Origin of the sequence: Martelella endophytica (genome assembly GCF_000960975.1) — a bacterium.
Lineage (GTDB): Bacteria > Pseudomonadota > Alphaproteobacteria > Rhizobiales > Rhizobiaceae > Martelella > Martelella endophytica.
On the sequence record NZ_CP010803.1, the window covers coordinates 1611325 to 1624942 of the forward strand.

The 13618-nt window shown below is 63.4% G+C and carries 15 protein-coding genes; 8 read left to right on the forward strand and 7 right to left on the reverse strand.

The window, feature by feature from the left end:
- Nucleotides 1–63: 63 nt before the first annotated feature.
- Nucleotides 64–747 carry an NnrU family protein gene (locus TM49_RS07275; protein ID WP_045680234.1) on the forward strand — a complete coding sequence of 228 codons (684 nt, stop codon included), beginning with the start codon at nucleotides 64–66 and terminating at the stop codon, nucleotides 745–747.
- Between the two features lie 120 nt (nucleotides 748–867).
- Here the strand turns inward: TM49_RS07275 and TM49_RS07280 are convergent, their stop codons facing one another.
- Both TM49_RS07280 and TM49_RS07285 read right to left on the reverse strand, forming a co-directional pair.
- On the reverse strand, nucleotides 868–2070 hold the full coding sequence (locus TM49_RS07280) for an NnrS family protein (protein WP_045680235.1): 1203 nt from the start codon (nucleotides 2068–2070) through the stop codon (nucleotides 868–870).
- Entirely contained in the window at nucleotides 2049–2537 is a 489-nt protein-coding gene (locus TM49_RS07285) for a pseudoazurin (RefSeq protein ID WP_045680236.1), read from the reverse strand. The genes TM49_RS07280 and TM49_RS07285 overlap by 22 nt, the downstream gene beginning before the upstream one ends.
- Nucleotides 2538–2806: 269 nt before the next feature.
- Between TM49_RS07285 and TM49_RS07290 the strand changes: the two genes are divergently transcribed.
- The 3 genes from TM49_RS07290 to TM49_RS07300 all read left to right on the forward strand — a co-directional run bounded on the left by TM49_RS07290 (nucleotide 2807) and on the right by TM49_RS07300 (nucleotide 4822).
- Nucleotides 2807–3280, forward strand: coding sequence for a carboxymuconolactone decarboxylase family protein (locus TM49_RS07290; protein ID WP_045680237.1), 474 nt, complete (start codon nucleotides 2807–2809; stop codon nucleotides 3278–3280).
- The gene (locus TM49_RS07295; protein ID WP_045680238.1) at nucleotides 3270–4121 is read left to right on the forward strand and encodes a sigma-70 family RNA polymerase sigma factor; all 852 of its coding nucleotides are present in this window, start codon (nucleotides 3270–3272) and stop codon (nucleotides 4119–4121) included. The genes TM49_RS07290 and TM49_RS07295 overlap by 11 nt, the downstream gene beginning before the upstream one ends.
- A 71-nt stretch (nucleotides 4122–4192) precedes the next feature.
- The gene (locus tag TM49_RS07300) at nucleotides 4193–4822 is read left to right on the forward strand and encodes an FMN-dependent NADH-azoreductase (RefSeq protein ID WP_045680239.1); all 630 of its coding nucleotides are present in this window, start codon (nucleotides 4193–4195) and stop codon (nucleotides 4820–4822) included.
- Here TM49_RS07300 and TM49_RS07305 read toward each other — a convergent pair.
- The gene (locus TM49_RS07305; protein WP_052699742.1) at nucleotides 4796–5734 is read right to left on the reverse strand and encodes a helix-turn-helix transcriptional regulator; all 939 of its coding nucleotides are present in this window, start codon (nucleotides 5732–5734) and stop codon (nucleotides 4796–4798) included. The genes TM49_RS07300 and TM49_RS07305 overlap by 27 nt on opposite strands.
- Nucleotides 5735–5819: 85 nt before the next feature.
- Between TM49_RS07305 and TM49_RS07310 the strand changes: the two genes are divergently transcribed.
- Nucleotides 5820–6755: an SDR family NAD(P)-dependent oxidoreductase gene (locus TM49_RS07310; RefSeq protein ID WP_045680240.1), complete on the forward strand. Its 936-nt coding sequence runs from the start codon at nucleotides 5820–5822 to the stop codon at nucleotides 6753–6755.
- A 28-nt stretch (nucleotides 6756–6783) separates the two neighbouring features.
- Here the strand turns inward: TM49_RS07310 and TM49_RS07315 are convergent, their stop codons facing one another.
- Entirely contained in the window at nucleotides 6784–7614 is an 831-nt protein-coding gene (locus TM49_RS07315; RefSeq protein ID WP_045684931.1) for an alpha/beta fold hydrolase, read from the reverse strand.
- 201 nt (nucleotides 7615–7815) lie between these two features.
- Here TM49_RS07315 and TM49_RS07320 point away from each other — a divergent pair, with 201 nt between their 5' ends.
- Nucleotides 7816–8802 carry a GlxA family transcriptional regulator gene (locus TM49_RS07320; protein WP_045680241.1) on the forward strand — a complete coding sequence of 329 codons (987 nt, stop codon included), beginning with the start codon at nucleotides 7816–7818 and terminating at the stop codon, nucleotides 8800–8802.
- Between the two features lie 39 nt (nucleotides 8803–8841).
- On the opposite strand, the gene TM49_RS07325 is transcribed toward TM49_RS07320, so the two are convergent.
- On the reverse strand, nucleotides 8842–9768 hold the full coding sequence (locus tag TM49_RS07325) for an SDR family NAD(P)-dependent oxidoreductase (protein ID WP_045680242.1): 927 nt from the start codon (nucleotides 9766–9768) through the stop codon (nucleotides 8842–8844).
- Nucleotides 9769–9835: 67 nt separating this feature from the next.
- On the opposite strand from TM49_RS07325, the gene TM49_RS07330 reads away from it, so the two are divergent.
- A complete protein-coding gene (locus tag TM49_RS07330; protein WP_045680243.1) occupies nucleotides 9836–10780 on the forward strand; it encodes a LysR substrate-binding domain-containing protein in 945 nt (314 codons plus the stop codon).
- Between the two features lie 15 nt (nucleotides 10781–10795).
- Here TM49_RS07330 and TM49_RS07335 read toward each other — a convergent pair whose 3' ends face one another.
- Both TM49_RS07335 and TM49_RS07340 read right to left on the reverse strand, forming a co-directional pair.
- Complete coding sequence (locus tag TM49_RS07335) at nucleotides 10796–11266, reverse strand: MerR family transcriptional regulator (protein ID WP_045680244.1); 471 nt, start codon at nucleotides 11264–11266, stop codon at nucleotides 10796–10798.
- 107 nt (nucleotides 11267–11373) lie between these two features.
- Complete coding sequence (locus tag TM49_RS07340) at nucleotides 11374–12132, reverse strand: SDR family NAD(P)-dependent oxidoreductase (RefSeq protein WP_045680245.1); 759 nt, start codon at nucleotides 12130–12132, stop codon at nucleotides 11374–11376.
- Between the two features lie 210 nt (nucleotides 12133–12342).
- Here TM49_RS07340 and TM49_RS22530 point away from each other — a divergent pair, with 210 nt between their 5' ends.
- Nucleotides 12343–13449, forward strand: coding sequence for an excisionase family DNA-binding protein (locus tag TM49_RS22530; protein WP_052699743.1), 1107 nt, complete (start codon nucleotides 12343–12345; stop codon nucleotides 13447–13449).
- Nucleotides 13450–13618 lie beyond the last annotated feature (169 nt).

Sequence of the window (13618 nt, forward strand, 5' to 3'; positions counted from 1 at the left end):
CCAGCTTATCATACAGCGCAGATATATCTTATTCATCCAGCCTGTTCTGGACTTCGAGGTCAGATGACGAACTTTTTCCTTTCCATTCTGGCGTTCCTGCTGGCGCATGTGGTGCCGCCGGCGCCGCCGGTCCGCAACAGGCTGATCGCGCTTCTCGGCCGCCGGGCCTATCTCACTGGCTATTCGTTTCTCTCGACGGTGCTGCTTGGCTGGATCATCGTTTCGGCACGCTCCGCGCCGGTGGTTTATCTCTGGTATCCGGCGCCCTGGCAGGCGCTGGTGCCGGTCGTGGCGATGCCTTTCGCCTTCTGGCTGGTTGCCGCCGGGCTTGCGGCGGACAATCCGGCGTCGGTGACCTTGCGTCGCCGCAACGGCCGGCAGGGCGCCATCGTCGCCATCACCCGCCATCCCGTCCTCTGGGGCTTCCTGATCTGGGCGCTGGCGCATGTTCCGCCCAACGGCGATCTCGTGTCTCTGATCCTGTTCGGCGCGATGGCGCTTCTGGCCCTGTCGGGCATGGCGGTCCTTGACCGACGGGCGCGGCGGCGACTTGGGGAGCCGGCATGGCAGACCGTGCTGGCCGAGACGTCTGTCTTTCCCTTCGCAGCGCTCAGTGCGGGACGGGCGCGGTTCAGGCCGGATCGACCCTTTATCGTCTGGTCGCTGGCGGGCTTTGCCGCCTGTTTCTGGTTTCTCTTCCAGGGACACCGGATGTTGATCGGCGTCGATCCGCTGGCATGGTTCTGACGGAACTTCGCCTTTCGCAAGCTACAGCATCGGCCCGAAAATCGGAATCGGTTTTCGAAAGGAACGATGCGCAGATTCAATAAGATAGAGCGCCGTGTATCCGAATGGATGCACGGCGCTCTATCTGCGCGCGCTGAACAGCATTGGCCCATAGGCGAGGCAGAACCCGGCAAAGGCAAGCGTCCAGCCGAGGCCGGCAACGGGGATCATGGTGAAGGTCCAGGCCGGCTGGAAGGCGGCGGCCAGGCGTGCTGCGAGCGCGAGCATGATCATGGCGTAGATGAACACGGTCGCGGGCGGCGCGGTCAGCGGCCGTCCGGTGTGGCCGCGACTGGCCCGCGTCATGATGGCGAGTGTCATGCCGCCGATCGCGCCGACCGTCCAGCAATGGATCGCGGCGCTCTCGGCGCCCGAAAGCCCGGTCGCAGAAACGAGGCCGGCGAAAATGAAGCCGAGGCCGACCGGCAGGAAAGAAAGGTGCAGGATCAGAACCAGAGGCTCGCCAAATGTCTTCAAAGGCCGCCAGCGCCATTGCCGGATCAGGTTCAGGGCGCCCGTCAGGATCAGGACGGCGCCCGCGGCCGGCGTGTGCATCGGCAGCGCCGGAAGGATGATCCAGATGATAAGGGCGATGGCGCTCAGCACCATGACCAGGCGGTCGTAGCGGCCGAAGGGGAGAGGCAGTGCCTCGCTTTTCCGTTTCCTGAGCCAGTTGCCGGTGAAACTGGGAACGACGCGCCCGCCGATGATCTGGATCAGCATGATCACGAGCGCGATGCCGGCGCGTTCGGCGTAAAGCGATGAACCATAGCGACTGTTCTCATAGTAGAAGAATATCTGTGCGGCCGTGAACAGCGACAGGACGACAATCACTTTCAGGTTTCGCCAGTTGCGGCCGGCAATCACTTCGCGGGCAAACAGAGCCGTCAGCGCCAGGGGAAACAGAAGCCCGACGCCGTAAACGAGGGCGGGAGAAACGCCCGCCGAGAAGGCGATGACGAGGCGGGCGAGAAGCCAGAGCGAAAACAGGCCGGCAAGCGGCCAGCCAACCACGGGCAGCCGGCCGGTCCAGTTCGGCACAGCCGTGAGCATGAACCCTGCAATGATCGCCGGAACATAGCCGAACAGCAGTTCGTGCACATGCCAGGAGACCGGCGCGAACATGCTCGGTATCGCGATGATGCCGAGATACCAGGGCACCCAGAGCGCGATCATCAGCGCCGCATCCAGCGCGCCGAAGAAGAAGAAGGGACGAAAGCCGAAGCTGAAGATCGGCCAGCCGCGCCAGGCACGCATCTGGTTCATCGTTGTTGTTGTAGCCATTGTTCGTCTCGATATGCCGGCCATGTTCCGGCGTTTGACCAAAGGGCGTTGAGATAGGTTTCGAAGCGTTGTCGTGCGCGTGGGGGAACGCGTTTGCCGATGAAGTCGGCGGTTTGTGCGGCATCCCCAACCGCGATGATCATGACCATGCCCATGGCGTAGTGCGGCTTGCATCGGATCGCATAGAGCCCGTCGGTCTCGGGCGAAACCACGAGTTCCTCGTTCAGCCTGCCTTCGAAGGGCGCTGCGCCTTCCGGGATCATTCCCGCGATGGTCTCGGCATTGTGTCCACGGTCGACCGGCATGAAGCGCACCGTGTCGCCCGGCGCGATATGAAGGAGGCCGGGCTCGAACACCATGATCCCGTCGACACCTTTGTTGAGCATCCGCACGATATGTTCTTCTGCATGCGCAGGTACCGTCCATGCGATTGCAGCCAGTGCTGCTGCTGCCATCAAGCGAAACATTGGCAAGTCCTTGTCTGTTGCAAGCCGGTGAGTTTGCCCATTAAAAGATATATTTCATATCTATCTTTTAATGGGCACTGGTCAATCGCCCTCATCCGGCCGGGACAACATGTCGCGCTTCCAGCGCTGCGGGGTCCACCAAGCCACAGGCCAAAAGCGGAAAGGCGAGCTGCAGCTTTGGTAGGAATTTCCCGGTTATTTCCGTAACGGATGTCACATCCTGCTGGACCATCTCGTCAACGCGGTGTCAGATAACCAAGGAGTTTGCCATGACATCCCGTATGACCGACCATATGAAACGCGCCAAGGGCGGCTTTGAGCCGCTTTTTGCAGCCGAAGCCGCTATTCAGGGCAGCACGCTGGAGCCGCTTCTCATCCACCTCGTCAAGCTGCGGGCAAGCCAGATCAATGGCTGCGCCTTCTGCATCCAGATGCATGTCGCCGAGGCCCTGACGGACGGCGAGACGCCGCTTCGCCTGCACATGCTGCCGGCCTGGCGCGAAAGCCCGCTTTATTCCGAACGCGAGCGTGCGGCGCTTGCCTGGACCGAAGCGCTGACGAAGCTTCCCGAAACCGGTGCGCCGGATGCGGACTGGGCGAAGGTCGAGGCGGCCTTTGATGTTGACGAGCGGGCCTGGCTGACGCTGTCGATCGGCGCCATCAACCTGTGGAACCGGGTTCAGGCCGGGCTGAGGGTGCCGCATGGCACCAGGCTTCCAGAGGCGCGGGCCAATGCAGCCTGAGGCCGCCGAAATCTTTGAAGCGCAGCGGCCCCGGCTGCTGCGCCTAGCTTACCGTATGCTCGGCAGCAATGCCGAGGCCGAGGACATGGTGCAGGAAGCCTTCCTGCGCTGGCACGGGGCGGAAGGCATCGACAATCCCGCCGCCTGGCTCACCCGCACGGTGTCGCGGCTTTGCCTGGACCAGATGAAATCGGCCCGTTCCCGGCGCGAGACCTATCCCGGCACATGGTTGCCGGAACCGCTGATCGAGGCCGAGGACGATGCGCTTCGTCCCGACAATCTCACGCTCTCGCTGATGATGGCGCTGGAACGGCTGTCACCCCTGGAGCGGGCGGCCTTCCTGCTGCACGATGTCTTCGGGCAGCCGCTGGACGAGGTGGCGGCGACCATCGATCGCTCTCCGGCCGCGACCCGCCAGCTTGCAAGCCGCGCCCGTGCCCATGTGCAGGTCGACCGGCCGCGCTACGAGATCCCGCGCGATGCCGGCGCCGAGCTGGCGCGCGCCTTCTTCGAAGCCTGCAAGTCTGGCGACGCCTCCGCGCTTGGAGCGATGCTTGCCGAGGGCGCGACGCTGCATTCCGATGGCGGCGGCAAGGTTCACGCCTATCCCAATGTCATCAGGGGCGCCGACAATCTCATCCGGCTGCTACTCGGCCTGCAGCGCAAGTTCGGGGACCAGATGAGGTTTCTGGAGGCAACCATGATCGACGGCCTGCCGGGTTTCGTCAGCCGCCTTGACGGCAACCTGCAGACGACGGCGATCGAGATCACCGACGGGCGCATCACCGCGCTCTACGTCACCCGCAATCCCGACAAGCTGTCGAGGGTTGTGCCGCACTAGCAAAACCAATGCGAAGCGCGGGACCCGGCGCCCTCTCGGGCGAACGATCCCGCATGTCTGGAGATATCCTCATGAAATCCGTCCTTCTTCTGAATGCCAGCCCCTTCGGCGAAAATGCCCGCGGCTATCAGCTCGCCCTGCAGGCGATTTCAAACCTGCAGGCGGCCCATCCCGGCATCGATGTCATCGAGCGGGATCTTGCGCCCGCGGACTTCGGCCGTGTCACACCGGATTACGCCCGGGCGATCATCAGCCGGGTCGCGCATGACAGTCCGGCATTTTTCCAGTCCGAACGGTTGATCCGCGAGCTTGAAGAGACCGATGCACTGATCATCTCGACGCCGATGCACAACTATACGGTTCCGGCCGTTCTGAAACTGTGGATCGATCTTGTGCTGCGAGCGGGGCGGAGCTTCGGCTTTCGCGACGGCCGCAAGGTCGGGCTGCTGGACGATCGCCCGACGGTGGTGATTGTCGCTTCGGGCGGAACGGTCACGGGCAAGGCGACCCAGCCGGATCATCTGACGGGATATCTCACCGATGTGCTGGCAACGATCGGCATCACGAATCTGCGCTTCATTCATGTCCAGGGACTTGCCGAGGATAGCAACGCCGCGCACTCCCTGTCGCAAGGGCAGCGCGCGCTCGATGCCGATCCACGTTTCGGCCGGGGACTAAAATCCGATGTCAGCGTCGGCTGATATCTCCTGTGTTACAGCCGCCGGCGGACATGCGGCGCGGCGCGGGCTTGTGCCCATGACGCGCCGGAAGGCCGCGCCGAATGCGCTCTCCGAAGCATAGCCCAGTTCCTCGGCGACCTTTGCCACCGTCATGCCGGGCCGCGTGAGCGCCTGGCGCGCCAGCGTCATGCGCCAGTGCAGGACGTAATCCATCGGCGCCTGCCCGACCGCCGCCCGGAACCGCGCCGAAAACTGCGACCGCGACAGGTGCGCAAGGCCTGCAAGCGTTTCGATCCGCCAGGGATGAGCCGGATCGGTATGGATCGCATGGAGCGCCGGGCCGATGCGGGGATCATCGAGGGCCGCAAGCCAGCCGCGCGGCCTTTCTTCCGGAAGCGCCCGGATCAGTTCGACGAAGATCATCTGCATCGCGGCGCCGGCGATCGCCGAAGCCCCGGCGCGCTCAGCGGCCTGCTCTTCCTCCAGCCTGTCCATCAGCCAGCCGATGCGCTTGCTGGCGGCTTTCTCGGCAGTCAGGATCACCAGCGGCGGCAGTGCATCCGCGATCAGGCCCGTCACCGGCCCGAGTTCCATCCGCCCGCCGGTTGCCCGGAACGGAGAACCTTCGCCGCCATCGAGATGTGCATAGGGACGCTTGTCCGTTCCCGCAAAGACCTCTGCCGCCGGGCGCGGATGCGCGAAATCCGTGCCGATCACGAACGGCCGGTCCGGCGCCACCAGAAAGCAATCGCCCACGGACAATTGCCGGCGCTCGCTCCCAACCGCCAGCACGCATTCGCCTTCGCGGATCACATTGCATTTCAGCGCCTGCGTTGCCGGAACTGCGACCGCCCAGCGGCCGCTGGCCACAAGCCCGGTCGACAGCATTGCCTCGGCTCCGGCGAGGCGGAGAATTTGGGAAAGCGGATCCATCGGATGATCTCGATATTATTCAGGTAAATGAAATATAGATTGTCTTATCTGTGCGCGCTAGTGACGTCGCAAAAGGAGACGCTACATGCAAACACCACTCAACACGCCCTACGGCCCCGCGACAACGGCGGACGATGTCGCCGGCACGATTGATCTCACCGGCAAGACCGCCGTTATCACCGGAGGAGCCTCCGGGCTCGGGCTGGAAACCGTGCGGGTTCTTGCCGCGCGTGGTGCCCGCGTCATCGTGCCGGCCCGCGATGTGGTCGCCGCACGTGAGGCCCTTGGCGATCTGGCTGATGTTCGGGCCATGGACCTCATGGACCCGCCATCGATCAGCGCCTTCGCTGGGCAGTTGCGGGCCGAGGGCATCCGTCTCGATCTGCTGATCCTCAGCGCCGGCGTCATGGCCACCCCGCTGTTTCGCGATGCCGATGGCCATGAGGGACAGTTTGCCACCAATCATCTCGGGCACTTCCGACTGACGTCAGCCCTGTGGCCGGTCATCAACCGCGGTGCCCGCGTCGTGGTCCTGTCGTCGCGCGGTCATCAGATACCGGGGTTTGACCTGACCGACCTCGACTTCACGCGGCGGCCCTATGACAAGTGGCTCGCCTATGGACAGGCGAAAACCGCCAATGCGCTGTTTGCCGTGGCACTTGATCGTCGCGGTGCGCCGGATGTGCGGGTCTATACCGTTCATCCCGGATCGGTTCTGGGGCCGCTGGCGCGGCATCTGAGCGAGGAAGAGCTGGCGCCGTTTGATGCGGTGAACCCCGATGGCAGCCCGCGCATCGATCCCGCGCGCGACATGAAGTCGCCGCAACAGGGTGCCGCGACGATGGTATGGTGTGCCACCGCGCCCGAACTTGCGGGTATTGGCGGCGTCTATTGCGAGGATTGCGATATCGCTGCCGTCGAAACCGAGCGCAGAGCCGGCGTTCGTCCGTTTGCGATCGATCCCGAAATGGCAGAGGCGCTCTGGAAGGCGAGCGTCGAAATGACGGGCTGCGACATCTGACGCAGCCCGCCGTTCATTTCTGGCGCGCTCAAGCCTTTGCGAAGGCGAGGAGCTCGGGGTTTATGATGTCCGGGTTGGTCGCGAACAGACCGTGCGGCAGGCCCGGATAGGTCTTCAGCGTGCCGTTTTGCAGCAGGTCGATGGACTTCAGCGCCGAATCGGCAATCGGAACGACCTGGTCGTCTTCGCCATGCAGCACCAGAACCGGAACGGTGATCGCCTTCAGGTCTTCGGTGAAATCGGTCTCCGAGAAGGCGGCGATGCAATCATACTGCGCCTTGGCGCCACCGGCCATGCCCTGCCGCCACCAGTTGTCGATCAACCCCTGGCTGATTTCGGCACCCTCGCGGTTGAAGCCGTAGAAAGGGCCGGTCGGGATGTCGATGTAGAACTGGGCGCGGTTTGCGGCAAGCGCGGACCGGAAGCCGTCGAACACCTCGATCGGAAGACCTTCGGGGTTCTTCTCCGAGCGCACCATGACCGGGGGAACGGCCGCCATCAGCACGGCCTTGGCGACGCGGCCCTTCTCGGCGCGGGCAACATAGCGGGCCACTTCGCCGCCACCGGTGGAGTGGCCGATATGGATGGCGTTCTTCAGGTCGAGGGCGCTCGCAAGTTCGGCGACATCGGCGGCGTAGGTGTCCATGTCGTTGCCGGTGTCCGTCTGGTCCGAACGACCGTGGCCGCGCCGGTCATGGGCAATGACGCGGTAGCCATTGGCGAGGAAGAACAGCATCTGGTTGTCCCAGTCGTCGCCCGAAAGCGGCCAGCCGTGATGGAAGACAACCGGCTGGGCGTCCTTCGGACCCCAGTCCTTGTAGAAGATGTTGGTGCCGTCTCTGGTGGTAATCGTAGCCATGGTAAATTCTCCTTGTGTTTGTGCAAAGGTGAGGCGGGGCAGAGCCGAAAGGGCGGCGACAGTTGCCGCCGTCTTCAGCATCGCGCGCCGGGTCATTTCGGTGTGCATTTCGTGTCCTCTTGATTTCGACATGGACAAGATAGGTCGTCGGGCGCATATACGGACGTGGCGAAACGGACACTTGTCGAGGCAAAACGGACAATGGCGCAGAAAGCGGAACAGGTTGCTGAAATCGGGCTGCTGATCTATCCCGGTTGCCAGCTCGCGGCGATCTATGGCCTGACCGATCTCTTCCGCGTGGCGGCCGAATGGACCGGCGACAACGCGCGCTATATCCGCGTATCGCACTGGGAGGCGACGGCAGATGACGTCATTTGCATATGGGACAGCCATCCCGGTTCGCCGCATCGCCTGAGCCACGCGATCGCGCCGCCGAGCATCATCATGCCGGAGCGCATGGCGCCAGCGCCGGCGGCTGCTGCATGGCTGCGAAACCAGCACGATCAAGGCACCGTGCTCTGCTCCGTCTGCGCCGGTGCCTTCGTGCTGGCCGAAACCGGGCTGATCGACGGGCGGCGCGCGACCACACACTGGGCCTTTGCCGAACAGCTTGCGAAGCGCTTCCCCTCCGTACGGCTGGCCGAGGAACATATGGTGCTGGACGAGGGGGATATCGTGACGGCGGGCGGCATCCTCGCCTGGGCCGATCTGGGGCTGACGCTGGTTGAGCGGCTGCTCGGGCCGGCAACGATGCTCTCGACGGCCCGTTTCCTGCTCATCGATCCGCCGCGCGGCAGCCAGCGCCCCTTTGCACAGTTCATCCCCCGCTTCGATCATGGCGATGACGCCATCCGCAAGGCGCAGCATTTCATCCATGCCCACGCGCACGAGCCGGTCAGCATGGCCGATCTGCATGACGTCGCCGGCATGACCGAGCGCACATTGCTGCGCCGTTTCAAGGCGGCGACCCATCACCGCCCGAACGAATATCTGCAGCTGGTGCGCATCGCCAAGGCGCGCGAACTGCTGGAGCGCACGCTGCTGCCGGTCGACCGGATCGCCTGGGACGTCGGCTATTCGGATCCGGCGGCTTTCAGGAAGACGTTCCAGAAACTGGTCGGCATCCGCCCGGCGGAGTACCGCGCGCGCTTCGGGACGGCTTCGGTTCCGCACGTTGAGGCAGGTTGACGACGTTTGCGGGCGGCGTGCCGCCGCCCGATTTTTTGGCTATCGCGCTTCCGCGAGCATGGCTTCGGCCATGGCCCAGAGCCGGTCGGCATTCTGAGGATCGACCGCATAGGGCGGAACGGCGCCTGCTGGCTGCTCACTTCGCTCAGCGACGACTTCTGCTTCGTTGCAATTGTCGAAATACCGGCCCGAGATGCCGTCAAGAAGTGGCGAGGCGGCCAGAAGAACCGAGTTCGCTGCACCTTGTTCCGGTGTCTTGCGGAAAGGTTCGGGGGTTTTCAGCCCGCCGGTGTGGCGCTGCAGATTGGTGGCGATCGCGCCGGGGTTCAGGGCATTCGACGTGATCCCGTCTTCCGCCCACTTCCGCGCTATCCCAACCGAAAGCAGGATGCAGGCCGTCTTGGACTGACCGTAGGCGACGATCGGATGATAGGGCATAAAGCGGAAGTCCATATCGTCCCACAGCACGGGGCTCCAGAGAGTGCCGCTCGAGGCGACGGAAACGATACGGGCCTTGCCCGCCGCCTTCAGCCATGGGTACAGGCCGAGCGTCAGCGCGAAATGGCCAAGGTAGTTGGTCGCAAATTGCATCTCGCGACCTTCGCCGGTGCGTTGAAGCTCGGGAAGCGCCATGATCCCTGCATTGTTGATCAACGCATCGACCGGCCTGTTCCATGCCGTCACGAAGCGACGGACGGAAGACAGATCGGCCACGTCGAGAGGCTCGACCGTGATCGCCGCGTTGCCGGTCGCCTTTCGCAAATCTGCCGCGGCAGCTTCGGCCGCATCCGGCCGGCGCGCTGCGATGGTCACGGCAGCGCCGGCTGCCGCCAGGGCGCGCACCGTCTCGATGCCGATGCCACTCGCGCCGCCGGTGACGATCATCGTCTTGCCTTCAAGATTGATGCCCTGAAGCACGTCCGCAGCCGTGGTGGAAAAATCGAAACCCGTCTTAAGCCTGCTCATGAGATTTTCCTTTCCTGTTTGCCTACAGGAGGTAGCAAGCCTTCGCTGTTTGATTTAGTAGGTGAACATGGAACGCAATGATGAGCTATTTCGGACAGTCGCCAATCTGCCGCCATCGGAGCTGGCTGCATTCATGGCTGTGGCAGAACATGGCGGTTTTCGTTCGGCCGCGCGCGCCAGCGGCGCCAGCGCGTCGGCGCTGAGCCACGCCGTCGCCGGGCTCGAGGCGCGTCTCAAGGCACAGCTGTTCATCCGCACAACGCGGCGCGTCGCGTTGACGGAAGCAGGCGAACGCTTCGCCGAAGCGCTGCGTCCCGCGCTCAGGCAGTTGAGCCGAGCGGTTGAGGCTCTGGATGGCTTGAGCGATCAGCCGCGGGGCACGATCCGCATCAATGCTTCTGCGCGGGCGGCGGAGCTCGTGCTGGAGCCGCTCATCCTGGAGTTCCTGCGGCGCTACCCCGACATGACGGTCGACGTCCGCTCGGACGACAATTTGCTGGATCTTGGCAGCGGCGCCTTTGATTGCGGACTAAGGCTGATCGAGATGGTGCCGGAGGATATGGTGGCCATTCCGGTCGGCGGCGAACAACAGCACGTCGTCGTCGCAGCACCCTCCTATCTGCGCGATGTCTCCGCACCCTCGACGCCGGCTGACCTGACGGCGCATGACTGCATCCAGTGGCGGTTGGCGGGAGCGGCGCGTTATCGCTGGGAGTTCGAACGCCATGGCGAGCGGCTCACCATCGAAACGCAAGGGCGACTCATTCTGGACGATGCCCGGCTGATTGCAATTGCGGCCCGAGCCGGCGCGGGTATCGGCTATGTCGCCAAAGCGGCGATCGCGGAGGATCTCGTGGATGGAACGCTGGTCCAACTGCTCCACGAATGGACGCCGCCCTATCCGGGCCTGGCTCTCTACTACCCGAAAAACCGACACATGAGCGCCGGAATGCGTGCCTTGATCGCATTCGTTCGGGAATTGAACAGGCGGGATGGTAGGCCCGAACACTAAGCCCGAAAATGCCTGTCAGAGCGTTTCGCGGTGCTCAGGAGACAACGCAGTCTTTGCGGCTTGCTCAGGTGCGACGGTGCCATCGGCCTGCTCACGGTTCTCAAGCGCCTCCTGAAAAGACGTAAGGCGTTCGATTACGGCCGCGCGTTTCGCGTCGAGCTCCGCTTTCAGCCGATCGATATGTTCAAGCTTGGTGAGAAGCTGGGCGACGCCGCCCGTGCAAGGCCCCGCGCCTTCGTCCGAAAGGCAGGCCGCCATCGCCTGGACCTCACGCGTCGAAAAGCCGGTCGCGATGAAATCCCGGATCCGGCCGGCGCGCCGCAGATCGGCTTCACTGTAGTCGCGATAGCCATTTTCCAGCCGCCGGGCCGCAATCAGGCCCGAACGTTCATAGTGGCGCAGCATACGCTCCGTAATGCCGAGCCGTTCGGCTGCTTCCTTGATCTGCATGTCGGGACCTTTCGGCAAGTCTTCGTTGACGATCATGTCAGATGACGCGCCCGCCTTTTCAAGGCCCAAAATACAGGAAGGCAGCAACCTCCGGGCAGGGGTGCCGGGGCCGCTCTGCCCGGAGGCAACGCCTTATGAGCGCCTCAGCGTCGCTGCGACCATCCGCCGTCAATGGCTATGACCTGACCGGTCAGCCATTCATTGGTGGTGCTGCCGAGCCGCAATATCCATGGCACGAGGTCGGTGGTTATCCCACGACGGCCGAGCGGGATTTCAGCGGCTTCGGCCTCTTCGATCGCGCCCGCCATTTCCGGGGTAAGCCCCATCATTCCCGTCAATGCACCGCTCTTCACCGGCCCGGGCGCGACGGCATTCACGCGGATGCCATCGCCAGCAAGCTCGATGGCCCAGGATCGCGTCAGGTGTTCGAGGGCGGCCTTGGTCGCCGCATAATGCGAAAGCCCCGGTGCGGCATTCTGCGAGACGGCCGTGCCGATGTTGACGACTGCGCCTCTGGTTTCCCTAAGCGCCGGAAGCGCCTCCTTCAAAAGAAGCGATGGCCCGGTGATGTTCACCGCGCAGATTGCGGCGATCGCTTCGCCGTCATAGGCGTCGATCGGAAGCGGCCTGCCGGCCCCGGCATTGTTGACGACCAGATCGAGCCGACCCCAACGGCTGAGCGCGGCCTCGACAATGCGCCGGCTGCCCGTGGGGTCGGCGGCATCGGCCCTGACGGTCGCGACGGCTTGGCTTTTTTCGGCGACGCCGGCCAGCTTCGCTTCATTGCGACCGGTGATAATCACATGGGCGCCCTGCGCTGCGAGAGCCAATGCCGTGGCCTCTCCGATGCCCGAACTTCCGCCCGTCACGATGGCAACCTTGCCCTGCCAGTCTTCATTCATCTTGATTGTCCTTTCCAGTGAACGTGCGCGTTCTAGCGCTTCGCACCGTTCCTAGCGGGTTGACGTTAGTGTCAGGGTCAAGGGCAATCTGACGAGCCTTCGCTTGCCCATCCTCGCAAGCCGCCGGCGATTGCGTAGCTCGGCCGGATGTTGATTTATTGCAAATTTTCTAGATTTTCCTATATTTTCGTCATTGTCATAGGAACAGTGATGAAAGATATCCTGACGACGGCGAATGCCGCAGAATTGCTTGGCGTTTCCATCCGCACCGTGCAGCTTTGGGTGGAAAGCGGCCAGCTCCCCTCTTGGAAGACACCTGGCGGTCACCGCCGAATACCGCGTCAGGCCGTGCTAGATCTTGTCGAGGACGCCGCGCAGGCGCCAGTGGATCTCACTGCGAACGCCGTCATCCTCGCCGGAAAGGGACGGGGTGCGCAATGGGCCGATGTCGGCCTGCCGGGCTCTGGGCTTATGGTTGATGTCGCCGAGGATGTGCAGGCGCTGCGGCAGTTCCTCGAGCCCAACCCGCCGACACTGCTGATCGTGGAGAACGCCGAGGCCGCGGAGCGTAAGAAATTCGTCACTGCCGTTGCCAGCAATCCGCGTTACAGGCAGACGCTAATCTTCACCATTACGGACAAGGTTGCGGCGACGCCTGCCACCCGCGGCGCCAACCGCGTCCAGATGCAGAAACGCGCCAGCGTCTCGGAGATGAGTGCTGCCGTCATAGACTATCTGAAGGTGCGCATGTCCGATGAGGCCCAAACGCCTTCCTTCGCCTTGCCGCTGAATGAAAAGGCGCGTCTGGAGGCCGTCCGGCGTTCGGAGCTGGTCGGCTCGGGCGTGGATAGCCGGTTTGATCGGCTTGTGCGTCTTGCGGCTTTCGTCACCCGTGCTCCGATCGCCATGTTCACGCTGATTACCCGGGACCAGCAGTGGTTCAAGTCGCGCGTGGGTTTCGACGGCGAGAGCACGCCACGCGACTGGGCGTTCTGCAACGAAACACTTGTCGCCAATGAGTTGACCGTCATCGAGGACATGACGCAGAGGGAGAGCCTCCAGAGCAATCCCACCCTTTCCGAACCCTATGGCTTCCGCTTCTATGCCGGGGCGCCCGTTCGCGATCCGCGCGGCTTCGTTCTCGGATCGGTCTGTGTCATCGACACCGTACCGCGCACCCTGAAGCGCGAGGAGCGTGACGCCCTGATCACGATTGCAGAAGCGATCTCCACATTGATCCGGCTCACCTTGATGGAGAGAACCGAGGATCAGCCACGGACATCGGCTGAATCGGCCTTCGCTTCCCTTGGCGGCTGAGCCGGCGTCGGTCGCCGTCACGAACGGCCCCAGAGGTATGGATCGGTTTCATTTGTAACAATTTGTGCCGGCTTTGAAATCAAGCTGGCATCTTGTCCCGCTAGGGCGGGTGAAGCGTTCATTCAGCGAAAGGCTTCTCCCCCATGATCATCTCCCGATGGCGCGCAGC